Below are 22,266 nucleotides of genomic sequence, written 5' to 3'. Positions count from 1 at the left end.
GACAGTACCACAAATATTATACCTAATATTCTCATTTTATTTCCCCCTTATTAATAAAGGCAGTATACAGAAATTTGCTAGCGATGTATAACTCTTTTTGTGGAAAATATGGAAAATTACTTTTTAAAATAAGAAACATCGGTTTAGAAATTTTAGGCTGGTTAATTGTCATGTACTCTGTTGTCGGTGTCTGTTTTAGCGTATGATAGAACGTATCAATTTCAAAAGGAGGGGTCCGGATGACATTTCTGGGTGTGTTATGTTTAATTCTGGTGCTAACCACATTGGCAGGCCATTTGGCTAATCGATTGGGTGTGCCGGCGGTTATCGGCGAACTGGTTGTAGGGATCATCTTAGGTCCGGCCATGCTGAATTGGATTCAGCTAAATAGCCTAGTAAGTTTATTTGCCAATATTGGTGTTGTAATTTTAATGTTTCTGGGAGGGCTGGAGAGTAATCTACAGTTATTGATGAAGTATTTGCGCCCAGCAATCATCGTGGCGACCTCCGGTGTTATTTTTCCGGTTGTATTAATGGGAGCGGCCGCCTGGTGGTGGGGCTTTTCACCATTGGAGGCATTGTTCATCGGGGTGATTTTCTCGGCGACGTCCGTTTCGATCTCAGTGGCGGTACTCAAGGAATATCATGCATTGACCAGTCGAGAAGGAGCGACAATTTTAGGGGCCGCAGTGGCTGATGACATCATTGGCGTCGTTTTATTGTCACTGATGATTAGTCTACTGGCCAGTCAGGGTATCCAAACGGCCGGACATCATCCAGCCCTAGCCATTGTGTTGTTAGAGCAGGTGGCCTTTTTCGGTGGCACTTATATTCTCGTAAAATGGTTAGCTCCGTATCTGATGCATTTAAGCGAGCGACTGGTGATGGCGTCCAGTGTGACTATTATGTCGATGGTCATTTGTCTCGGGATGGCTTGGATTGCGGACTTAGTGGGACTAAGTGGCGCAATTGGTGCGTTTTTTGCCGGCATTGCGGTGGCCCACACCCCATATCGAGCGGTGTTGGCCGATCACGTTGAACCCTTGGGAAATGCTATTTTTATTCCAGTTTTTTTCGTCAGTGTAGGGTTGAACATGACCTTGGATCACTTTGCTGAAAATCTGGGACTGATTCTTATTTTGACTTTATTAGCGTGTCTTAGCAAGTTGGTTGGTTGCGGTTTGGGGGCCCGACTCAGCGGATTCACGGGAACGAGTAGTACGGTCATTGGTACGGGGATGATTGCCCGTGGTGAGATGGGGTTAATTACCGCTCAGATTGGTCATCAGGCGGGATTACTACAAGGCAGCGACTATTCCGCAATGATTTTAGTCATCATTTTGGCGACCGTGTTAGCACCGTTATTGTTAAAGCAAACGTTAAAACGATTACCACAGAAACCATTACAATCGATTAACTAATTAGTGATGTAGCTAGAGAGACTCCTATTGGAGGCTCTCTTTTTTTATAGCAAAGTTGTCGACTATTGAAAAAAATATTTTTAGGTTAACGTTTTCCCAAATGATACACCGCTGTCAATGGCTTTGTGGAACTTAGTTGCTTTTGTTTGCCTTAAAAACGTAATGAAAGCGTTTGACAATCGTTAGGAAAACGTTTACCATAACATCATGAAATCACCAGCTGGATTTTAGTGAATGACAGGATGATGGAGGCTTGAAAATGGCAGATAGAACCGTAATTGATGCAGCAGTTTTTGCCCAAGCATTTGCCAGTGCGGCAGCTCAGGCAGGGATTGAGACGAAACAGGTGACTCCCGCGGCTAAAAAATATTTATTAAGTTATCTAACCGCCTTTTACTTGGCTAATGATTTTAATCAAGCGGAAGCTCAAAATTTTGCGACGACTTCAGAGGTTAAATTTAAAGATATGAGTTTTGAACAGCTACTCGAGCGTATCAGTCAGCTTAATCAATATTAGGGGGAAGCTCACATGACAGTTATTTTAAACACATGGATTTTTGAGGCATTGGTTAAACAGGGAACCTCTCAGACAGCACTGATGCAACAGGTCGCTGACCTTGGCGCCGATGGCGTTGAGGTACGTCGTGAATATTTCCGGGATTTACCACATGAAACAGCGGCCATTGGTCGGCTAGCACAGCGGCTGGGATTAACGGTGAACTACAGTGTCCCCGATGATGTATTTACGGCTACTGGTGCATTCAATCCACAATTAGCCACTTACTTTGCTGAGGGTCAGACCATGGGAATTAGTAAAATCAAATTCAACACAGGACACTTCGACCGGTTTACTGGAGATTTAGCTGCTGAATTGTCAGCGCTTCCACTCGACCAAATTGAAATGAATGTGGAAAATGACCAGACAACGGTTTCTGGAACGGTACCAGCCATCACAGCTTTTCTCAAAGCAGCGCAGCAGGCAACACCGGCCAATATTGGCTATGTCTATGACTTGGGGAATTGGGCATTCACGCATGGTGATGCCGCAGCTAGCGCCCAGGCTCTAGCGCCATATACGAACTACATTCATTTGAAAAACACCGAGGATCAGGCTGGTCAGTTAGTAACGACGGCGGATTTGGATACGGGAATGTATGATTGGCGACAATTACTGACGCTTTTACCCCATGATGTGCCAGTTGCTTTGGAGTATCCAATGGAGACGGATGCGGCAATTACCCAACAACTCCAGCTACTACGTGCGGAAGTGGGTGATTAAGATGGCCTCCACGATGAGCGCGGTTTTGCTGTTATTGACCTTTGTTGGATTTATTTACTACATCGTCAAAGGGGGAAACCTGATGATTGGTTTCTTCGTGATGGCGATTCTCTGGGCCGTGATTGGTCAAATTCCGGCCGACCAAGTGATTCAAAAAGTTTTTGCCGAGCCAGCCTTAAATTATGGTCCCACGATTATTTACATTATCTTTGGTTCCTGGTTCGGTCGAGTCTTAGTTGATAGTGGCATTGCCCCAGCAATCTCTGAAGCAACGAATAGGGTAGGCAAAAAGCGGCCATTACTTGCCGTCTTATTGGTCTTAATCGTGACGGCTTTTATCTTTGTGAGTGCTTATGGTGTGGGGTCGGTGATTGCTATTGGTGTTATCTTACTGCCAATCATGTTGTCAGTGGGATTGCCACGAGACATTGCGCTATCGGCATTTTCGATGGCCATTGGGGCGCCAATGTATTTAAACGTGGTGCTGTATAACCAGATCAAGGCTTTCTTTCCTAAAGCACAATACGGCGGGACCTATTTGATCTTTGGTGTTTGTGCCATGTTAGTACAATTGGTTGCGGTGATGCTCTTTATTTTCTGGCATCGTAAAAAAATTGATCCATCAAAGGCCGATGAGAACTTGAGAGTCATTGGTGCTGAAACGCAGCAAACTGCTGATATTCAGGTACCTAAGCTCGCTTTTGTTGTGCCAATTATCCCCGTATTGATGAACATGCTATTCAAATGGGATGCGATTCCAGCCTTAACCTTAGCGACGCTACTAGCGATGTTATTAACCGGTAAGTTTAAGGGGTATCAGAAGTTTGTTACCTTTTTAAACGATACGATTAAACAAGCAATCAGTGATATTGCCGGATTGATTATGTTTTTGATGGCGTTAATCATGTTCAGCGGTGCTGCATCAATGGATGCGGTGCGTTTTCGCCCCTTATTTGAGGCCGTCCTACCACATAATATGCTGATTTTGGCGTTAGCCTTTGGTGTTTTGGCGCCGTTGGCCTTATTCCGGGGACCATTTCATGTGTGGGGTGCCGGAGCAGCGACTGCAGCCGTTCTATCTGGAATTGGCTTGTTCTCAGATGCGTTCTTGTTACCGCTACTTTATGTACCGACACTATTAGCGGTCTCAACGGATATTACACAATCTTGGAATGTCTGGGGACTGGATTACATGAAAGTTCAAACCCGGGATTTCTTAAAACACGGGGTACCCATCATGTGGGGCGTGTCGATTATTAATGAACTACTAGTTTATTGCTTCTTTGGTTAAACATGGCAGAAAAGGAGAACACAACGATGAGTGAAATATTAACGATTGGCGAACCGATTGTCACGTTCGCTTCTAAAGAACCGGATGTTTCTTTACGCGATGCTTTAGAATTCCACAAAATTTTGGGCGGAGCCGAATTAAACGTTGCTATTGGGGCACAACGATTAGGCCACTCCGTCGATTACATTTCTCAAGTGGGTGAAGAACCCCTTGGCGATTACGTCATTAAGACGATTAAGGAGCATCACGTGGGAACGCGCTACATTACTCGGGATGCGGATTACTGGACGGCGTTTCAATTGAAAGATCGAGTGACGCAAGGTAATCCTACGACGCAGAATTATCGACGGGGGTCAGCGGCTGCGCATTTAACGCCAGCGGTGGTCGATCAAATTGATTTGACCGATGTACGGGCAGCCCATATGTCCGGGATTTTCCCAGCTATTTCGGCAACTGCTGAAGCGGCGTTTCGCACTTTACTTAAGCGATTAGAGGCGGCTAATATCTTAACCACCTTCGACCCCAATCTCCGACCAACGCTGTGGCCTAGTCGTGACAAGATGGTGACAACGCTAAATGAATTGGCTGGACATGCCGAGATTGTTTTGCCAGGGGTTGAAGAGGGGGAAATCTTGATGGGATCGACCGATCCAGAAAAGATTGCCGACTTTTACCTGCGGGGGGCGCGAACTAAAGTGGTTATTGTCAAGGTGGGCCCAGCCGGAGCCTACGTCAAGCAGCAATCGGGTGAAAGCTATACGGTCACTGGATTTAAGGTTGCTCAGGTTGCTGACACCGTTGGGGCTGGTGATGGGTTTGCCATGGGCGTCTTGACGGCGCTTCTAGAACATAAATCATTACGTTCGGCAGTGATGCGGGGAAACGCAGTAGGTGCCTTACAGGTTCAAACGTATGGTGATAACGATGGCTACCCAACGCCAGCTGGCTTACAAGCATTTTATCAACAAGAAGGAGTTGTCGAAGACTAATGGATTTACAAGTTGCAATTGATCGGGTCACGTTGGATAAGGCGATTGACTTAGCTAAACAGTTAGACACACAGGTTGATGTGATTGAGTTTGGCACATCATTGATTAAAGATTATGGTTTGGAACAGATTCACGCGCAGCTCCCTAAGCTCCAGCATGCCAAACTATTACTCGACCTAAAGACCATTGATGAAGGTGAGTATGAATTTGACAAGGGATTTGCAACGGGAGATATTCTCACGGCGATGGGCGCTGCTTCAGCCGATACGCTGACAAAAGTATACGCATTGTCCCAGTCACGAGGAAAGCAATTGTTTATTGATATGATGGAGATTACGGCCAATAAGACGGCTCAGATCGTGGATCATCCGGCGGCAATTTATGGCATTCATCATGCCAAGGATTCTAAAGCGGGGTTTGATGCGGCTGCTACCGTTGCGGCCTTTCATGAAGACTATCCGATGGTTCAGCACATCTCTGTAGCCGGTGGAATTGATTTAGCCATGGCCCAGAAGTTAGCGACTCAAGGAATTGCTGAATCGGTTATTGTGGGAAGCGCGATTGTTAAGACGGCCGATCCAGTGGCTGCTGCACAAAAATTTATGGAGGTTATGCACAAATGACATTGATTGATCAGGTCACCCAAGAAGTGAATGAAGTTATGGGCATGATTGACGAAAGTCAGTTAGATCAAGCGGAAAAATTGATTCAAAAGGATCGACGAATCTTTGTGCTGGGGGCCGGTCGCTCTGGCTTAATGGCAAAAGGGTTTGCGATGCGGCTGATGCATATTGGCTATACGGTGTTTGTAATTGGTGAAACGATTACGCCGTCAATTCAAGCTGAGGATGTATTATTGGCAGTTTCCGGTTCCGGGAAGACAGCCAGCATTTTGGAACTGGCTGAAAAGGCTGCCGCGAGTGGCGTGACGGTGATTGCGGTTACCAGCCATGCAGATTCGCCGTTAGGAAAGGTGGGCCAAGCGGTGATTGTGGTTCCCGGTGCAACCAAGACTGGGGACGGTGTTAAATCGATTCAGCTATTGAGCACGTTATTTGATCAGAGTGTTCACTTAACGTTAGATGTTTTATGTTTGAAGTTAAGTCGGCGTGATAAGGTATCTAATGACGCGGCGGCCGCCACACATAGTAATATGGAATAATATCTGACTAACAGGCAACGCATACGGGGGCGTTGCCTGTTTTTTGTCGTTAAGAAACTTTTCCAGCGGCACCTTTTTCTGGTAGACTAAAACAATAAGCTGATGAACGGTTCAGCTATAAATCCGGGTTAATGGGGCGAATGAAACGATGGCACGTAAAGCGAATAAAAATGCAAATATTAAAGATGTTGCGGCGTTGGCCGGCGTTTCGATTGCGACCGTCTCACGGTTTTTGAACGGCAATCTTGGTCGAATGTCGGCAGCGACAGCCACTAAAGTGCAAGAGGCCATTACGAAGCTCAACTACGTGCCCAACTCAGTGGCGCGACAGATGATTACCCAATCCAGCAAACTGATTGCGGTCATTGTTGCTAACATTGATGATTACTTTTCTACAGAGTTGTTTAAGGGAATTAGTTCTATCTTGGAAAGTAGAGGGTATATTGGGGTATTGTTCGATGCCAATGCCGATATTGAACGGGAAAAGACACTTCTACGGGCGATTGGGTCGCGGAGGTTTGATGGGTTAATCTTACAATCGTTTAGTAATCCCCAGACGGTTCAAGAAATTTTGCATCAGCAGATGCCGGTTGTGAGTGTCGACCGGGAAATGGATGCTTGTCCTTGGCCGCAAGTGGTGACGGATAATTTTGAAGCGGCTAAGGCGGCGACAACGGCCTTTCGACAGCAAGGCTATCAGCACGTGGTCGTGTTGACTTCTGAATTGGAACTTAGCCGCACCCGACAGGAACGGTATCGGGGCATTCTGGCGGCGGCCCAGGATGTGGATGTCTTGGAAGTCTCGGAATCCTCGTACAACCATAGTGAGGTGCATCAGCGGTTAACCCAGTTGATTACTCAAAATGATCAGAAAACAGTGGCATTTGCGCTGAAGGAACGCTGGTTATTGGAATTTTTCCCGAATTTAATTATTTCCGGACTGATTGATAATCAAACTGTGACAGCCACGGGTTTTGCCGATACGGACTTTATTCGGCGAATGGAACCGAAGCTGACGCTGATTACGCAGAATCCCTTTCTCATGGGTGCCAGCTCGGCTGAAATAATGTTGCGACAATTGGCGGGCGAAAAAGTAGCACCAGAAAAAATGGTGATCCCAGCAAAATTACAGTAAAAAAGTTGGCCCTTTCAGCAACAGGAAAAGGCCAACTTTTTTTAAAATAATTTGTTATTTTATTGGGATGATGCCCAGAGAAACTAGCCAGGTAAGGCTGCCAATGACGAGCCAAATAAGATAAAAGATAGCGAGTCCCTGTTGATAGTGAGGAAGCCCCCGCCAGCCATGGGCACGTAAACGGCTGATTGTCAGCCCAGTCATTATGAGGCTGAGCACGCCCATCATTAACAGACCGAAAAGAATAAATACATCTGGATGAAAGGGGTCATTCTGAGCTAATGCCACACTGCCATCGATGATTAAGAACAACGGGAATCCGAGACATAATCCGTTAATTCCCAGTTCCAACCACATCCGTCGCTTAGTTATATGCATCTTGACATCTCCCTCTACAGTCAGTATACCATGGACTCTTTTCGGTAAATAGGACTTGCTTTCGCACTAATAGACGCGTAAATTAAAGCGCAGGGAAGTTATATAGGAGGAAAATCATGCATAAATCTGCTTTTTTGATTGGTCTGGGAGCTTTGGCTTTGGCGTTAGGGGTCACCGATCTGACATCTGCTCAGGCGGCAACGTGGCATGCGGGAACACCTAAGGTCATGCGCCATACGTGGTTTTATAATGGTAAAGGGGATAATAAGGCCTATATCACATACACCAAGACTAAAAGTACCGGAAATCTCTTTGGGTTAGACGCAACAACTGACCGGTATTATCGGTTACCCGGGTATGGGCTGAAGAAGCTGAAATATCAGTCTTTAGGGCATCACGTCTACCAACTGTCTGGCATTCAGTATTCTCCAGCTGGACAAACGGTTCAGTTTGATGGTCAGCGAATGACGTATAAAGTTAAGGTGACAGCTAAGCAATTACATTTTTACAAGGGTTATCACAATTATATTCGTCAGGTAAAGTTTACTACGACGAAGACACCGGCAGCTTTGAAATAAAGTCGGCTTACAATAAAACCCGTCCACTATAACCAATCGAGGTTATAGTGGACGGGTTTAGTGTTGTCCGGGGTCAGAATTATTTCCCGGAAAACGTTCGTAGCAACTAATTCTGAAATTCATGTTCAATCTGTAAGTCTGCTTGCGGAATCTTACCAGAGGCAATCAGAGGGGATGCAGCACCGATGCATAGTAGTGTCAGGTGATGCATGGCTCGTGATGCGATGGTATACAGCGTCCCGGTTAATTGCTCATCTGGGTAATTTTCGGCGGAGACATTGTAGGCGATAACGCTATCGAACTCTAAGCCCTTGGCCAGGTAGATAGGTAAGACCACAACACCCTTAGGCAGTGATCGGTCGGTATCCGTTAACCGGGTTAGATCAAAGTCGGCATGGAGCTTTTGGTACACGAGCTTGGCTTCAGCCGTGCTTTTTGTCAGAATAGCGACCGTTCCATTGGTTGCTAATTCTAATTTAAGTTCGTGAGCCAAGGCTTTGAACGCCACTGCTTCATCGTAGCGAATGACCACTTTGGGCAGGTCGCCCGGCCGGTTAAAGGCTTCAATCTGATCACCATCGGGGAGTAAAGCCTTCGCGAAGGTTGTGATGGGTAACGTTGAGCGGTAGGAGCGTCGCAAGGTGATCAGACGCGAGCGCTTGATATTTAGTGCGGCATTGAGTTTTTTGAGAATACTTTCCGGCGATTCAACGGCTTTGAATAAGGCCTGTTCGCTGTCACCCAATAAGGTGAGCTTGGCTCGTGGAAAGGCGTGTTGTAAATAAATGAGTTGCGCCATGGAGTAATCTTGCATTTCATCAACAAATAAATGCTGCATGCGGTGATTAGCACCACCGCCAATTAAAATATCACGAAGGTACAATAGTGGGGCAGCATCCGTTAAGGCGAGATGGTGAAATTCGATATCATGTTGGTAACTCGCGATGGCGGTTTGCCAGTCAGTAGAGGTGACATCTTCTGGTAACGGACACTGTTTCAAAAAGGCAGTGTATTGGCTATACGCGTCTAAAAAGTACCCATTATAAATAGCGTCATCGACTTGTCGCAAGCGTCGGCGAACGATTTGCCGAGCGATGTAGTCGATCTCATCGTCGAGCTGTTCAAATTTACCCAAGTGTTTTTCGCCTAAGAGGTTGTGATAGTCCTCGTCACTGAGTTGGTCGATGGTGTCGTGGACCCAGTCGGCCTTGGCTTCTTCAGCGATCCGCTGCTTCAAGCGCTTTTCCAGTTCATTTTTGGTACGCAAGAAGCGATCAGCTGGTGCTGCCGCAGTTGGAAATTGGCGATAGATATCACGAATTTCTTCTTTTGAAAAGAACACCCGACCATGAAACCGGATATCCGTAAACAGTAAATCATCAGCCGTACATTGATGACAGTACTCGTTGATAGCTGTCATCAAGGCGGCACTTTCTTGGAAGTTTCGTAAGGAGAGGTTTACGGGATGTTGCTGATCAGTTTCGTAACGGTCGAATTGCGTTTGCACCGTTAAGCCTTGGAACCGTTGCGTTAGGAACTCGGCTAGGGTGACTTGGCGCATGTTGCGCTCACCGAGGCTGGGCAGAACGTCACTAATGTAGTGGCTGAACAACCGATTAGGTGAGAATAAGACGATCTGATCAGCCTCAAGATCGCGCCGACTGTGATATAGCAGGAAAGCAATCCGCTGTAAAATGGCCGATGTCTTACCGGAACCGGCAACCCCTTGAACCACTAATAGGTCACTGCGGGTGTCACGAATAATATCATTTTGTTCCCGTTGGATGGTTGCCACAATATTTTGCATGGTGGCGTCGTTTTGCTCACCCAAAGCGTGCTGCAGCATTTCATCTCCAACGGTTTCGTTGGTGTCAAACATACTTTCAATTTGACCATCTTGAATCAGAAACTGTCGCTTCTTGAGTAGCTTGGTCTGCTGGTCACCAGCTGGGGTGTGATAGGCGACCTGTCCTAAGACCCCATTGTAATAAATACTAGAAATAGGGGCCCGCCAGTCATAAACTAAGAAATTTTGATCGTCATCAACGAACGAGGCAGTGCCAATGTAAAGTGACTCGCTGTCGGTTTCACCGGGATCTTGGATATCGATGCGACCAAAGTACGGAGATTTTTGTAAGTTTTTAAACGTATCTAATTGATCTTGAATGATATTTTGATTTTCAGTTAAACGAGAAACTAATGCCCGTTGTTGTTGGAGTTCGGCACTGGTTTCGATTCGGTCATCGACTTCGAACCAGTTAACCGAGGTGTTTTCGCTGTAATTTTGCAACACGTTACGTAGTTCTTGATGGGCCGCTTGGTAGTCCGCATCGGTTTTGGCGATGCGTTGACCAATGGCGTGAGCAACCTGATCAACACGCTGTTGTTCTTGTGCTTCTTCGCTGGTGGTCAAACTGACCGCCTCCTTTGGATAGGCTAAAGTGCCTAACAAGTTTAGTCATATTTGGGGAGTGTGTCAAACGATTGCGCCTAGTTTATTTTAATAAGTTTTTTGGCATAGGATTACCTGACTTGGGACTTACGATAAATGGGTTCATTTGTCGAGATTGCCCGCCCTCTGGTCGTAGCAAATGAGCTGGAACGTACCGGACACGACTTTAAGCCAAGAAGATCACTTGTCTCAAAGCTCGGTCTTATCCTAAGCGCGCTAAACCCGCGCACTAAGGATAACGACGGTACTGAGCCCATTTGCCACTTCCCGTCGGGCTACTGTGGCGTGGTGTGGTCACGTTGGTTAAACCTTAAGTCCGATTAGAACAATTATATTTAGCTGTTTTGGAAGTATTAACCTAATTATTTGTGATCGTTGGTATTGTTGTATTGGCAACTACTTGTGGCTGTTATTGATTCCTACTAGTTCTTAGCCTGGAAGTCACGTGGCGGTTGTAACCTACAAAAGTCTCTATGCTTACCGCCCACTGAAATTCGCCAGATTTTGCGACATTATAGTTTACATCCACCCCTAAAACCTCTAAAATGAACCTATGTAAGACTAACGATAAAAGTAGTCCGAATTCAGAGAGGAAATGGCTTGGTGCAACGTTTCCAGTGACGAAGTGGGTCGTTAGATCACTTTAAAATTCGATGATTAGTGTCGCGGGGTCGCCGTTATCGACAAGAGGCAGTCATGAACTGCAAATTAGGTGGTACCGCGCGTTAGCGTCCTTTTAGCAAGTAGCTAAGAGGGCGCTTTTTTGGAAAGGATGAAGATAATGAGTAAACACGTCATTTTAACGGGGGATCGTCCCACCGGTAAGCTACATATTGGTCATTACGTTGGTTCATTGAAAAACCGCGTTGCGTTACAAAACACTGGCGATTATGAGACCTACATCATGATTGCTGACATGCAAGCCCTGACTGATAATGCACGAGATCCGGAAAAAATTCGGCACAGTTTGTTACAAGTTGCCTTAGATTATTTAGCAGTGGGGATTGATCCGGCTAAATCAACGATTTTGGTTCAATCACAAATTCCAGCGCTTAATGAATTAACGATGGCTTATTTGAATTTGGTCTCCGTTTCTCGGTTAAATCGCAACCCAACGGTGAAGACTGAAATTAAGCAAAAGGCGTTTGGTGAAAGTGTGCCCGCTGGTTTCTTTATCTACCCCGTGAGCCAGGCTGCTGATATTACTGCTTTTAAAGCCGACACGGTGCCCGTAGGTGAAGACCAAGAACCCATGTTGGAGCAGACTCGTGAAATTGTGCGGAGTTTCAACAATATTTATGGTCAACAAATTTTAGTTGAACCAGAAGGGTATTTCCCACCTAAAGGCCAAGGCCGAATTCCTGGACTAGATGGTAACGCTAAAATGAGTAAGTCTTTGGATAATGCCATCTACTTGGGCGATAGTGCCGACACGATTCAAAAGAAGATCATGTCAATGTACACCGATCCCGAACATATCCACGTGGAAGATCCCGGTCATGTCGAGGGCAATACGGTTTTCACGTATCTGGATATTTTTGCCGACGATACAGCCAAAGTTGCTGATTTAAAGGCCCAATATCAACATGGTGGTCTGGGTGACGTGAAGATCAAACGGTACCTCAATGAGGTCTTGCAGGCAAAGCTAGAACCTATTCGGCAGCGGCGCGAACAATTTGCCGCTGATGAAACCGGTGTTTATGATATTTTGAAGCAAGGTAGTGAACGGGCCAACCAAGTGGCTGCTCAGACCTTACATGAAGTGCGTCACGCGATTGGAATTGACTACTTCGGGTAACCGGGAATGGGGGATGTGCGATGCAAAATTTAGCCATAGTTGATCTAGGTTCTAATTCCGTGCGGATGGCCGTTAATGAGCTTCACGACGATGGCACCTATCGTGAAGTGAACCGTATCAAAGCCGATAGCCGGCTATCCGAGGGGATGGGCCCGGAAAAGATCTTGCAACCCAAGGCCATGGATCGCACGATTGCGGCACTAAAATCGTTTCGACCGTATTACGAGCAATTGCCGCACCTCATTGTTCGGGGCATTGCCACAGCGGCAGTTCGCCAGGCACGCAACCGCGAAGAATTTTTAAAACGGGTCGCGGCCGCTACAGACATTGAGTTAGAAGTGTTGTCCGGTGATCAGGAAGCCTATTATGATTATTTAGGCGCTGTTAATCGGTTGAAGATTAAGGATTGCTTGCTACTAGATACTGGTGGGGCCAGTTGTGAGTTAGTTCACGTCAAAGACGGTAAAGCAGCCAGCTTAATCAGTGTGCCATTTGGGGCAGTTAATCTCTCAGAACAATTCCGATTAGATGATCGGGTAACAGCCGTCGATTTATTCTCCGCGCAGGTCTTTTTGCGGGAACGACTACAAGATATTTGGTGGCTAAACGATGCCAAGCACTTACCCTTGGTTCTACTGGGGGGTGCCAATCGCACATTGGCCCGGATGAACCGTCAGCAACAAAAGATTTTACACGTTGAAAACATTCACGGCTACCGGTTAACCACTGGTCAAGTCATGAAAACCTTTGAACGCCTGTTACGGGTACCACTGGCCGAGCGTAAACGTATCTCGGGGTTGGAACCTGAACGGGCCGATATTATTATTGGTGGGATGCTCCCATTAGTCACACTACTGCAAATGTTAGATTCTGACCGGGTGATTTTCTCGGAAAGTGGCGTGCGTGAGGGGATTATCTCTGAGTACCTGAGCCAACGATAGGAGGTCCGATTGTGACGTTAATGCCATTTTATCGATTATCATATGCGGCTAGGCGGGATCATTTAGCACAACACGCTCACTTAACCGTGGCGCAGTTAGCCTTGATTGCCGCACGACGGCAAGCGACTGATGATCAACTCATTGAAAACTATTTGACGACTTATGGGATACCCGAGGGTGTGGCAGTGAATCTGCGCGTTGATGGGCATGACGTGATGGTTCCCATGGTAACTGAAGAACCATCCGTCATCGCTGCCGCTAGTAATGGTGGTCGCTTATTGATGAGTGAGGTGGGCATTACCACCACAGTCAAACAACGTGAATTGATGGGCCAGATTGTTTTTAGTCACGTAACCAATCAGGCACATTTACGTGAGTGGCTAATGGCTCATGAGTCCCGACTCTTGGAAGTGGCGAATGCCGCTCATCCGAGCCTGTTATCCCATGGCGGTGGCGCACGATCGATTCGTGTGCGGTGTCTACCACCAGATTGGGTGTCACTTGACTTATTCATTGATGTTGGTGAGGCGATGGGGGCTAACTTGGTAAACACGTTAGCTGAGGCAGTTGCTACCGAGATTCGAACACAACTCGACGTTGATATTTTAATGAGCATTTTAAGCAATTATGCGACCCATAGTTTAGCCACCGCTACGTGTGCAGTGCCAGTGGCCCAATTAGCCACCAGAACACTCACGGGCCAGCAGGTGGCCGAACGAATCTACCAGGCCAGCGCGTTAGCCCAAGTTGATCCTTATCGTGCTGTGACACACAATAAAGGCATTATGAATGGGATTGATGCGGTTGTTCTCGCGATGGGGAACGACTGGCGATCGGTTGAAAGTGGTGCGCACGCTTATGCGAGTCGCAGTGGTCAGTATCAGGGACTCAGTCGCTGGTGGTTAGCAGATGGGCAACTTCATGGTGAATTGACGTTGCCGTTGGCCTTGGGGGTTGTTGGCGGTGCCACACGGGTTTTACCACTCGTACGGGTCAATCAACAACTCGCTCAGATCACGACAGCCCGGCAGTTAATGGGACTTACGGCCGCCGTTGGCCTTGCACAAAATGTTGCGGCACTGCGCGCTTTAGTGAGCGATGGCATTCAACGGGGGCACATGGCACTACAGCGCAAATCCCTGGCCTTATCGGTGGGCGCGACACCAGCCGAATTACCAGCGGTGCTCGATCGGTTGAAAACCATTACCCAGCCGACCACAACACAGGCACAAGCAGCTTTGGCTGCCATTCGACAAGAAAATTTAAAGAAATAGGTGAATAGACAAACATGCAAGCAAAAGATGTGCAACTCAATACGGAGGTGCAAGGCCTGTTAGACCAAGTTAACGCCTTGTATCCGGGTAAGGTGTCGGTATCTTTTATTAGTGATCAACAAGTGGGGTTTGTGCGCCACGATCAGGCTCAGCAAGTTAAAGTGGGCGATGATATTGTCATTCAGGTTGCTGATCTGACCGCGCCAAACTACACAGCAGCTCATGAGCTGGTTCATTTACTCATGGTACTGTCTGGCTTTCCCCAAGTTTTCTTCTCCTTAACTACGGGACAACCGCAGTTGGATGAACAACTTATGATTATGGGGACGGAACTATATGACATCGTTAGCCATGTGGTAGTCGTTAAAGAGCAGCAAAAACATCAGCTGATCACTGACGAGATTAAACAGCTTTACTTAAACGGAGTCACGGCAACTTTGAAGCCAGAACCAACACCAGTTGATGACGAAATGACGTTACGAACGCTGACACTATTGGATGCGTTGGTCTTTTTCGGGACGGGCGATCAAGCGGTTATGGACCAGTTTGAACGAGACTATCCGATTAGTTTAGCGGCTGCAAAAAAGCTTTACGCAATTATTACCGAAAAACCAGTGACGTCACCATTCTCTTTACGTCGCAATGTCGTCAAACTCTTCAAGGCATTTGATGAACAGTTGGAGGCTTGGCACTTGCCAGCCCTGCACAATACAGAGTTCACGACGCTATCGAGTGTATTATCTCAGCGTCAATTGGGCCTAGAAGTGAAGCAAGTCTTTGAATTTTATCACTCAGATATGCACGAAAAGACAACTCAACGCCGGGCTTATGTTGGAATCAATCGAACGGATCAACAAAATGCGTTTGTTCTGCCAGCACCGGCGCCTAAAGAAGACTCACCAGAGTACTTTACTAAGTATTATAATTTGACAGTTGAGGAGCTCTTTAAGCAATTGAAGATGCCATATATTTTACGGTAACCATAACGTTATGAAGGGATGATGGGGATGGCAGCAACTTTACAACAGGCATTCGATGCAGCTAAACACATTGTTTTCTTAACGGGTGCTGGGGTATCAACACCGTCAGGGATTCCGGATTACCGCTCGAAAAATGGCTTGTATACCGGTCATCGCAACGCGGAATACTATTTGAGCCACACGTGTTTGGCTCAGGAACCCGAGACGTTCTACGATTATGTCAAACAAAATTTATATTATCCGCAGGCGCAACCCAATGTCATTCATACCAAGCAGGCGGCGCTAACCCAACAAGGACGGGCGACAGTCATCACGCAAAATATTGACAACCTGTATCGACTGGCGAAAACGCAACATCTGATTGAGTTTCATGGGAATCTATATCGGGTATATTGCCAGATCTGTGGGCAAGAGGTTGCTTGGCAAGACTATTTGCAGTCACCTTATCATGAGAGTGATGGCGATTGGCTACGGCCAGATGTCGTCCTTTACGAAGAGGGACTGAATCAAGTCAATGTTCAGCGAGCGGTTGCTGCTATGCAGACGGCCGATCTCGTTGTAATTGTCGGCACGTCAATGCGTGTTTATCCGTTTGCTGGTTTATTAGATTATCGGGCGCCACAGGCCCAAGTTGTGGCGATTAATCAAGAGTCGCTGAATTTGGGAATTGATTATCAAATGATTCAGACAGATGCAACGAGTTTCTTTGAAACGTTAATCGTATAGGGGGGTCTAGCAATGAGCCATCAGGAGATTATCCAAGAGCTGCGCCAACTGGTGCGCCGATTGCGTTGGCTAAATGTGCTGCAATTGATTCCCGATACGTTGATTATCTATGGCATTTTACAATTGGCTTTTGGCGGGCAGATTGTGACGTTGTTCAATCAGAGTTTTGCGCGGCAACAGGCGGTTTTAATAACGGTTCTGTTTGCCTTAATTGATTTATGCGTGACGGGCATTCGGTATAACGACCGTTTAGCTGGTAAACGCCTGATTAGTCAGTTAAATGGGCGTTTGACAACACCGGAGGCTGAACTAATTAAGCAATTTGAACGGTTTAAGTGAGGGGGGATTGGATGATTACCATTGGATTGACCACTTGGAAAGAACATCCCGCTTTGATTGGCGGTGAGGAGCGCCCTGTAACCCTGACTGAATACGCAGGACGTTTACCTGTCGTTGAGTTAGATACGCCCTTTTACGGTATCCCTCGCCAAAGTACGGTGGCGAATTGGCAAGCGGCAGTACCTGATGGGTTTCAATACATTTTGAAAGCCAATCAGGTCATGACGCGCCATGATCGGCAACACCCTCTGGAGGAAGCAGGGATTACAGCGGCTTTTGACCAGTTCATTATGGCCATTCAGCCCATGGTAACGGCCGGAAAACTCATGACGGTGCTGTTCCAGTTTCCACCGTTCTTCAATCGGACAACGGCGAATATTCAATATTTACGCGATGTTCGGCTGAAAATGGGAAAACTGCCGGTAGCCGTCGAGTTCCGGAGTCCCAGTTGGTTTGAGACACCGGGCATGACTGCGGATGTCATGGCCTATCTCCAGTCGTTGAAGTTAACCAATGTGACGACTGATGAGCCCCACAACTTAAATGATGGGATTCCGTTAGTCGAAACGGTCACGACACCGGAGTTAGCAGTGGTGCGGCTTCATGGTCGCAATGCACAAGGCTGGTTCAACCAGGGCACTGATTGGCGGAAGACCCGTACGCTTTATCGTTATAGTGAAGCCGAATTGCAAGACATTGCTGCATTGGTGAAACGGGTCGCACAGCATGCCCAACAGGTGTGTGTGATTTTTAACAACAATTCAGCTAAGGACGCGGCACCTAATGCGTTACGGCTACAGAAAATTTTAGGCTTACATTGGCAGAATCTGGCGCCACAACAGCTAGACTTGTTTTGAAGTAGTAGCGGTTAGTTCTATGGCTCACTGGTGGTTTAAATTACCGCCCTCTGGTCGCGTCAAATGGGCTGGAATAACCACTAATATGAGATGTTTGTGACGGCCAAGAAAAATCAGCGTCTACAGTTGCCTGCAAAAGACACTAGCAGATTTATCCATAAAACCCCGGTTGTCTGCTATGGCTCAACCGGGGTTTATGCTATACTTGATTAGAATTTACATTAGAATCTAACCTAAAAATTACGAAATAATTTAGAGCGAGGGAAGGCTTTTATTTTATGGCAGACAAACCAAGTTTTTACATTACCACGCCGATTTACTACCCATCTGGACGGTTACATATCGGTAATTCTTATACGACAATTGCGTGTGACACGGTTGCTCGTTACAAGCGGAGCAATGGGTATGATGTGTTCTTCTTAACCGGGACAGATGAACATGGCCTGAAGATTGAAGATAAGGCCAAGGCCCAAAACCAAACGCCTCAAGAATATGTGGACGGCATGGCGACGGGCATTAAGCAGCTGTGGAAGACGTTAGAGATTTCCAATGACAAGTTCATTCGGACAACAGACCATGAACACGTGGCCGCTGTTCAGGCGATCTTTGACCGGTTACTCAAACAGGGTGATATTTACCTGGGTGAATATGAAGGCTGGTACTCCGAAGATGATGAAGAATACTTTACGGAAACCCAATTGGCCAAAGTCTATCGGGATGCCGATGGCAAAATGATCGGTGGGCAAGCGCCTTCTGGTCATGACGTCTCTCTAGTAAAGGAACAATCCTACTTCTTCAAAATGAGTAAGTATGCTGACTGGTTGTTGGATTTCTACCACAGCCATCCGCACTTTATCCAACCAGAATCACGAATGACAGAAATGATTAATAACTTCATCAAGCCTGGATTGGAAGACCTCGCTGTTTCGCGGACAACTTTCAGCTGGGGGGTACCAGTCAAGAGTGATCCTAAGCACGTTGTTTACGTGTGGATTGACGCTCTTTTAAACTATATCACCGCGTTGGGTTACACTAGTGATGATGATGGCCTCTTTAAGAAGTTCTGGCCCGCTGATGTGCAAATGGTGGGTAAAGAAATTGTTCGTTTCCATTCCATCTACTGGCCAATTGTGCTCCATGCCTTAGGGCTAGAAATGCCCAAGGAATTATTTGCCCACGGTTGGTTATTGATGAAAGACGGCAAGATGTCTAAATCTAAGGGTAACGTGATTTATCCAGAAACCTTGGTTGATCGGTATGGGTTGGATGCGTTGCGGTACTATCTGATGCGAGCAATGCCTTACGGTAATGATGGGGTCTTTTCACCAGAAGACTTTGTTGATCGGCTAAACTATGATTTGGCTAATGATTTGGGGAATCTATTGAACCGAACCGTTGCAATGATTAACAAATATGAGGGTGGTCAATTACCACAATATCAAGCTGGAGTTACCGAGTTTGATGCTGATTTGGAAGCCACAGCAGCCGCAGTCATCACGAACTATCATGACTTGATGAACCAAATGCATTTTGCTGATGCTTTGGCAGAAATTTGGAAGTTAGTGGCGCGGAGTAACAAGTATATCGATGAAACGGAACCTTGGAAGTTAGCCAAAGATGATAGCAAGGCTACAGAGTTGGCTGCTGTTATGGCTCATTTGGCTGCTAGCTTGCGGGTTATTGCCACGCTTATCAGTCCAGTTATGACGCATGCCCCTAAGGAAATCTTTGACCAATTGGGCTTAGACGTTGCCACCTTAACGATGACGGACTTGGCGTTAGCTGATCTACCAGCAGGTAAGCAAGTCGTCGCTAAGGGAACCCCTATTTTCCCACGGATTGATGTGCAAGAAGAAGTCGACTTTATTCAGGGTAAGATGACCAAGTCAGAAAAGACGAAGGGACGGGCAGCCATGGCCGCTAAAGCAGAAGCCCAACAGGCCGCTAATGAACCAGCGGCTGAGGACTTAACCTTAACCAAGCCGGAAATTCGGTTTGATAAGTTCGAAAAAATTGAATTACGAGTCGCTGAAATCAAAGCCGTTGACCATGTTGACGGGGCTGATAAATTACTGAAGTTCCAATTAGATGCTGGCGATCAGGGGACCCGGCAAATTCTTTCCGGAATTGCTGAGTGGTATCCAGAACCACAAGAACTAGTGGGCAAGAAGGTCGTCATTGTGGCAAACTTGAAGCCACGAAAGATGAGAGGACAAGTTAGTCAAGGGATGTTATTGTCTGCCGAAAACGATGGACAAGTGACCTTGCTGACCTTACCTGACAGTCTGGTTAACGGTTCTGACGTTAGCTAGAATGGTGTCGGGCACACATGTCTGACCGGTGATTGTTGTATGTCTAACATAAAACGTGGACGGTAGAGGCGTTAAGCCGTCCGTCCACGTTTTTTAACTTAAGGAAAAGGAGACCCATGATGAAAATCTTTGATTCGCATACCCATCTCAATAGCGAAGAATTTCTGGATGACGTGCCGGGGTATCTCAAACGCGCGGCTGAGCTGGGCGTGGTTAAGATGACCAATATTGGCTCCAACACGCAGTTGAATGCGGATGCCATTAAGCTGGCTCACCAATATGACCAGTTATTCGCCGCAGTTGGTTGGCATCCCGAGGACTCAAAGAATTATGATGCCGCGGCTGAAAAATTACTTGAAGAACAATTGACAGATAGTCGCGTAGTCGCATTGGGTGAAATTGGCCTGGATTATCACTGGGATACGTCACCCCAAGACGTGCAACGGCGGGTATTTGCTCGGCAAATTGCGATTGCTAAAGAAGTTGGTAAACCGATAGTGGTTCATAATCGGGATGCTTTTGCCGACACGTACCGTATCATTAAAGAAGCTGATATTCGCGATATCGGCGGTGTTATGCATAGCTTTAATGGTGACCCCGAGTGGCTAAAGAAGTTTCTTGATTTGGGGATGCACATTTCTTATTCAGGTGTCGCTAGTTTTAAGAATGCCCACGAGGTCCACGATGCCGTTCGCGCGACACCATTAGATGTGATGATGGTCGAGACGGATGCGCCGTATTTGACACCTGAACCGCATCGTGGCGAGCAAAATGAACCGGGCTTTACGCGTTACACGGTGGAAGCGATCGCTAAAGAACGTGAGACGACACCGGAAGTAATTGCGGCTGCCACGTTTAAAAACGCAGAGGAGTTTTATAAGATTGAAGAAGATTAAAGAAGTCCTAGTGGTTGAAGGCAAGGACGATACGAAGCAAATTAATCGCGCGGTGAATGCTGATACGATTGAAACACGGGGGTCCGCTATTGACGATGATACGTTGACGTTAATTCAAAAATTGGCGGATCAGCGTGGCGTGATCATTTTTACAGATCCTGACTTCTCAGGTGAAAAAATTCGCAAGATTGTGGCTGAAGCCGTTCCGAATGCCAAGCACGCGTTTTTACCTAAAGCGGCGGGACGTCCGGAAAAAGCGGGTGGTTCACTGGGCGTCGAACATGCCAGTCCAGACGCTATTCGCGCGGCTCTCGATCACGTTTATACAGAGACAACGGCAGCCCCTACCTTGATTACGCATGATGATTTGCTGGCGGCAGGGTTAATTGGTGGTGCTGGCGCTAAAGCACGACGTGAACAATTGGGAGAGATTCTCCAGATTGGCTACGTTAATGGCAAACAACTTGAAAAACGACTACGGATGTTTGGTATTCAGCCAGCCGATTTTGCCGCTGCCTTACAGCAGGTCCGTGAAAAGGAGCAATCACATGACAAATGAACTTCCTGAAATTGGATCACCAGCCCGTACCAAGGCGATTTTGAACCGCTATCGCCTGGTAGCTAAAAAGAGTCTCGGGCAAAACTTCCTGTCTGACCTCAATATTTTACGTAATATTGTGGCTGCGGGTGATGTGAATGATCACGATAATGTGATTGAAATTGGGCCCGGGATTGGGGCGTTGACCGAGCAAATTGCCAAACGGGCCCACAAGGTGGTGGCGTTTGAGATTGATGAGAACCTCTTGCCGGTCTTAGATGAAACCTTGATGGATTATAAAAATGTTAAAATCATCAATGAAGACATCTTAAAGGCCAATTTACCAGCAGTGGTAGCAGATGAATTCGAAGCAGATCGGCCTTTGAAGTTAGTGGCCAACTTGCCGTATTACATTACGACACCAATCTTGATGGGCGTTTTGCAGAGTACGGTTAGGTTTGAGGCAATTGTGGTTATGATGCAGGCTGAAGTGGCCGAACGACTAGTCGCCGAGCCAGGAACGAAAGCCTATGGCTCTTTATCAGTGATTATGCAGTACCGGGCGCACGTGGAGATTGCTTTCAATGTTCCTCGAACAGCGTTCATTCCCCAACCTAACGTGGATTCAGCCATTATTCGCTTGACGCCACGCGAAGCACTACCAGTGAATCCGTACGAAGACAAGGCTTTATTTAGTTTTGTTAAGGGGTGCTTTGCACATCGTCGAAAATCGTTGTGGAACAATCTTCAGGGGATTTTTGGTAAACAGCCAGAGGTTCGTGAACGAATTGAAACAGTTTTGAATCAAACGGGTATTTCGCGTCAGCTGCGGCCAGAACGCTTAACGCTGCTTAATTTTATCGAATTAACGAACGCTTTCCACAATGAGGGATTGATGTAACCCTTACCAACTATGGATT

General features: G+C 46.7%; 22 protein-coding genes. 20 read left to right on the top strand and 2 right to left on the bottom strand.

The window, feature by feature from the left end; all coding sequences use genetic code 11:
* The first annotated feature begins 239 nt into the window (after window positions 1–239).
* The 8 genes from ACP4IT_RS05515 (at window position 240) to ACP4IT_RS05480 (ending at window position 7,277) form a co-directional block, all read left to right on the top strand.
* A complete protein-coding gene (locus ACP4IT_RS05515) occupies window positions 240–1,421 on the top strand; it encodes a cation:proton antiporter (RefSeq protein ID WP_011667221.1) in 1,182 nt (393 codons plus the stop codon).
* A 259-nt stretch (window positions 1,422–1,680) separates the two neighbouring features.
* Window positions 1,681–1,938 (top strand): hypothetical protein, encoded by a 258-nt coding sequence (locus ACP4IT_RS05510; RefSeq protein WP_021740885.1) that lies wholly within the window; start codon window positions 1,681–1,683, stop codon window positions 1,936–1,938.
* A gap of 12 nt (window positions 1,939–1,950) precedes the next feature.
* Window positions 1,951–2,700 carry a sugar phosphate isomerase/epimerase family protein gene (locus ACP4IT_RS05505; RefSeq protein WP_011667223.1) on the top strand — a complete coding sequence of 250 codons (750 nt, stop codon included), beginning with the start codon at window positions 1,951–1,953 and terminating at the stop codon, window positions 2,698–2,700.
* 1 nt (window position 2,701) lies between these two features.
* Entirely contained in the window at window positions 2,702–3,991 is a 1,290-nt protein-coding gene (locus ACP4IT_RS05500; RefSeq protein ID WP_041815151.1) for an SLC13 family permease, read from the top strand.
* Window positions 3,992–4,017: 26 nt separating this feature from the next.
* Window positions 4,018–4,980 (top strand): sugar kinase, encoded by a 963-nt coding sequence (locus ACP4IT_RS05495; RefSeq protein ID WP_041815154.1) that lies wholly within the window; start codon window positions 4,018–4,020, stop codon window positions 4,978–4,980.
* Window positions 4,980–5,603, top strand: a complete 624-nt coding sequence (locus tag ACP4IT_RS05490; protein WP_015473291.1) for an orotidine 5'-phosphate decarboxylase / HUMPS family protein — start codon at window positions 4,980–4,982, stop codon at window positions 5,601–5,603. Before ACP4IT_RS05495 ends, ACP4IT_RS05490 begins: the two co-directional genes overlap by 1 nt.
* Entirely contained in the window at window positions 5,600–6,142 is a 543-nt protein-coding gene (gene hxlB, locus ACP4IT_RS05485; protein ID WP_015473292.1) for a 6-phospho-3-hexuloisomerase, read from the top strand. Before ACP4IT_RS05490 ends, hxlB begins: the two co-directional genes overlap by 4 nt.
* Before the next feature lie 148 nt (window positions 6,143–6,290).
* Window positions 6,291–7,277 (top strand): LacI family DNA-binding transcriptional regulator, encoded by a 987-nt coding sequence (locus ACP4IT_RS05480; RefSeq protein ID WP_015473293.1) that lies wholly within the window; start codon window positions 6,291–6,293, stop codon window positions 7,275–7,277.
* 54 nt (window positions 7,278–7,331) lie between these two features.
* Here the strand turns inward: ACP4IT_RS05480 and ACP4IT_RS05475 are convergent, their stop codons facing one another.
* Window positions 7,332–7,655 (bottom strand): hypothetical protein, encoded by a 324-nt coding sequence (locus ACP4IT_RS05475; RefSeq protein WP_011667229.1) that lies wholly within the window; start codon window positions 7,653–7,655, stop codon window positions 7,332–7,334.
* Window positions 7,656–7,771: 116 nt separating this feature from the next.
* On the opposite strand from ACP4IT_RS05475, the gene ACP4IT_RS05470 reads away from it, so the two are divergent.
* Entirely contained in the window at window positions 7,772–8,233 is a 462-nt protein-coding gene (locus ACP4IT_RS05470) for a hypothetical protein (RefSeq protein WP_011667230.1), read from the top strand.
* Between the two features lie 106 nt (window positions 8,234–8,339).
* Here ACP4IT_RS05470 and helD read toward each other — a convergent pair whose 3' ends face one another.
* Complete coding sequence (gene helD / locus ACP4IT_RS05465) at window positions 8,340–10,646, bottom strand: RNA polymerase recycling motor HelD (RefSeq protein ID WP_011667231.1); 2,307 nt, start codon at window positions 10,644–10,646, stop codon at window positions 8,340–8,342.
* 820 nt (window positions 10,647–11,466) lie between these two features.
* Between helD and trpS the strand changes: the two genes are divergently transcribed.
* The 11 genes from trpS to rsmA all read left to right on the top strand — a co-directional run bounded on the left by trpS (window position 11,467) and on the right by rsmA (window position 22,247).
* On the top strand, window positions 11,467–12,483 hold the full coding sequence (gene trpS / locus ACP4IT_RS05460; protein WP_011667232.1) for a tryptophan--tRNA ligase: 1,017 nt from the start codon (window positions 11,467–11,469) through the stop codon (window positions 12,481–12,483).
* 20 nt (window positions 12,484–12,503) lie between these two features.
* The gene (locus tag ACP4IT_RS05455) at window positions 12,504–13,424 is read left to right on the top strand and encodes a Ppx/GppA family phosphatase (RefSeq protein WP_011667233.1); all 921 of its coding nucleotides are present in this window, start codon (window positions 12,504–12,506) and stop codon (window positions 13,422–13,424) included.
* An 11-nt stretch (window positions 13,425–13,435) separates the two neighbouring features.
* Complete coding sequence (locus tag ACP4IT_RS05450; RefSeq protein WP_011667234.1) at window positions 13,436–14,698, top strand: hydroxymethylglutaryl-CoA reductase, degradative; 1,263 nt, start codon at window positions 13,436–13,438, stop codon at window positions 14,696–14,698.
* Between the two features lie 14 nt (window positions 14,699–14,712).
* Window positions 14,713–15,678, top strand: coding sequence for a hypothetical protein (locus ACP4IT_RS05445; protein ID WP_011667235.1), 966 nt, complete (start codon window positions 14,713–14,715; stop codon window positions 15,676–15,678).
* Between the two features lie 27 nt (window positions 15,679–15,705).
* Window positions 15,706–16,404, top strand: a complete 699-nt coding sequence (locus tag ACP4IT_RS05440; protein ID WP_172757589.1) for an NAD-dependent protein deacylase — start codon at window positions 15,706–15,708, stop codon at window positions 16,402–16,404.
* A gap of 12 nt (window positions 16,405–16,416) precedes the next feature.
* Window positions 16,417–16,743 carry a hypothetical protein gene (locus tag ACP4IT_RS05435; protein ID WP_011667237.1) on the top strand — a complete coding sequence of 109 codons (327 nt, stop codon included), beginning with the start codon at window positions 16,417–16,419 and terminating at the stop codon, window positions 16,741–16,743.
* A gap of 11 nt (window positions 16,744–16,754) precedes the next feature.
* Window positions 16,755–17,600, top strand: a complete 846-nt coding sequence (locus tag ACP4IT_RS05430; RefSeq protein ID WP_011667238.1) for a DUF72 domain-containing protein — start codon at window positions 16,755–16,757, stop codon at window positions 17,598–17,600.
* A gap of 278 nt (window positions 17,601–17,878) precedes the next feature.
* Complete coding sequence (gene metG / locus ACP4IT_RS05425) at window positions 17,879–19,912, top strand: methionine--tRNA ligase (protein ID WP_015473299.1); 2,034 nt, start codon at window positions 17,879–17,881, stop codon at window positions 19,910–19,912.
* 119 nt (window positions 19,913–20,031) lie between these two features.
* On the top strand, window positions 20,032–20,808 hold the full coding sequence (locus ACP4IT_RS05420) for a TatD family hydrolase (RefSeq protein WP_011667240.1): 777 nt from the start codon (window positions 20,032–20,034) through the stop codon (window positions 20,806–20,808).
* A complete protein-coding gene (gene rnmV, locus ACP4IT_RS05415; RefSeq protein WP_011667241.1) occupies window positions 20,795–21,367 on the top strand; it encodes a ribonuclease M5 in 573 nt (190 codons plus the stop codon). The genes ACP4IT_RS05420 and rnmV overlap by 14 nt, the downstream gene beginning before the upstream one ends.
* Window positions 21,357–22,247 (top strand): 16S rRNA (adenine(1518)-N(6)/adenine(1519)-N(6))-dimethyltransferase RsmA, encoded by an 891-nt coding sequence (gene rsmA, locus ACP4IT_RS05410; protein WP_011667242.1) that lies wholly within the window; start codon window positions 21,357–21,359, stop codon window positions 22,245–22,247. The genes rnmV and rsmA overlap by 11 nt, the downstream gene beginning before the upstream one ends.
* Window positions 22,248–22,266: the final 19 nt, after the last annotated feature.

Origin of the sequence: Levilactobacillus sp. LN180102 (assembly GCF_050106635.1) — a bacterium.
In the GTDB taxonomy this organism is placed as follows: domain Bacteria; phylum Bacillota; class Bacilli; order Lactobacillales; family Lactobacillaceae; genus Levilactobacillus; species Levilactobacillus brevis.
The sequence above is the reverse complement of the archived record's forward strand: the minus strand, read 5'-3'. Positions and strand labels throughout refer to the sequence as shown.

Coding starts and splice junctions, on each gene's coding strand:
- ACP4IT_RS05515 (WP_011667221.1), top strand. CDS start 240: ATGACATTTCTGGGTGTGTTATGTTTAATTCTGGTGCTAACCACATTG.
- ACP4IT_RS05510 (WP_021740885.1), top strand. CDS start 1,681: ATGGCAGATAGAACCGTAATTGATGCAGCAGTTTTTGCCCAAGCATTT.
- ACP4IT_RS05505 (WP_011667223.1), top strand. CDS start 1,951: ATGACAGTTATTTTAAACACATGGATTTTTGAGGCATTGGTTAAACAG.
- ACP4IT_RS05500 (WP_041815151.1), top strand. CDS start 2,702: ATGGCCTCCACGATGAGCGCGGTTTTGCTGTTATTGACCTTTGTTGGA.
- ACP4IT_RS05495 (WP_041815154.1), top strand. CDS start 4,018: ATGAGTGAAATATTAACGATTGGCGAACCGATTGTCACGTTCGCTTCT.
- ACP4IT_RS05490 (WP_015473291.1), top strand. CDS start 4,980: ATGGATTTACAAGTTGCAATTGATCGGGTCACGTTGGATAAGGCGATT.
- hxlB (WP_015473292.1), top strand. CDS start 5,600: ATGACATTGATTGATCAGGTCACCCAAGAAGTGAATGAAGTTATGGGC.
- ACP4IT_RS05480 (WP_015473293.1), top strand. CDS start 6,291: ATGGCACGTAAAGCGAATAAAAATGCAAATATTAAAGATGTTGCGGCG.
- ACP4IT_RS05475 (WP_011667229.1), bottom strand. CDS start 7,655: ATGCATATAACTAAGCGACGGATGTGGTTGGAACTGGGAATTAACGGA.
- ACP4IT_RS05470 (WP_011667230.1), top strand. CDS start 7,772: ATGCATAAATCTGCTTTTTTGATTGGTCTGGGAGCTTTGGCTTTGGCG.
- trpS (WP_011667232.1), top strand. CDS start 11,467: ATGAGTAAACACGTCATTTTAACGGGGGATCGTCCCACCGGTAAGCTA.
- ACP4IT_RS05455 (WP_011667233.1), top strand. CDS start 12,504: ATGCAAAATTTAGCCATAGTTGATCTAGGTTCTAATTCCGTGCGGATG.
- ACP4IT_RS05445 (WP_011667235.1), top strand. CDS start 14,713: ATGCAAGCAAAAGATGTGCAACTCAATACGGAGGTGCAAGGCCTGTTA.
- ACP4IT_RS05440 (WP_172757589.1), top strand. CDS start 15,706: ATGGCAGCAACTTTACAACAGGCATTCGATGCAGCTAAACACATTGTT.
- ACP4IT_RS05435 (WP_011667237.1), top strand. CDS start 16,417: ATGAGCCATCAGGAGATTATCCAAGAGCTGCGCCAACTGGTGCGCCGA.
- ACP4IT_RS05430 (WP_011667238.1), top strand. CDS start 16,755: ATGATTACCATTGGATTGACCACTTGGAAAGAACATCCCGCTTTGATT.
- metG (WP_015473299.1), top strand. CDS start 17,879: ATGGCAGACAAACCAAGTTTTTACATTACCACGCCGATTTACTACCCA.
- ACP4IT_RS05420 (WP_011667240.1), top strand. CDS start 20,032: ATGAAAATCTTTGATTCGCATACCCATCTCAATAGCGAAGAATTTCTG.
- rsmA (WP_011667242.1), top strand. CDS start 21,357: ATGACAAATGAACTTCCTGAAATTGGATCACCAGCCCGTACCAAGGCG.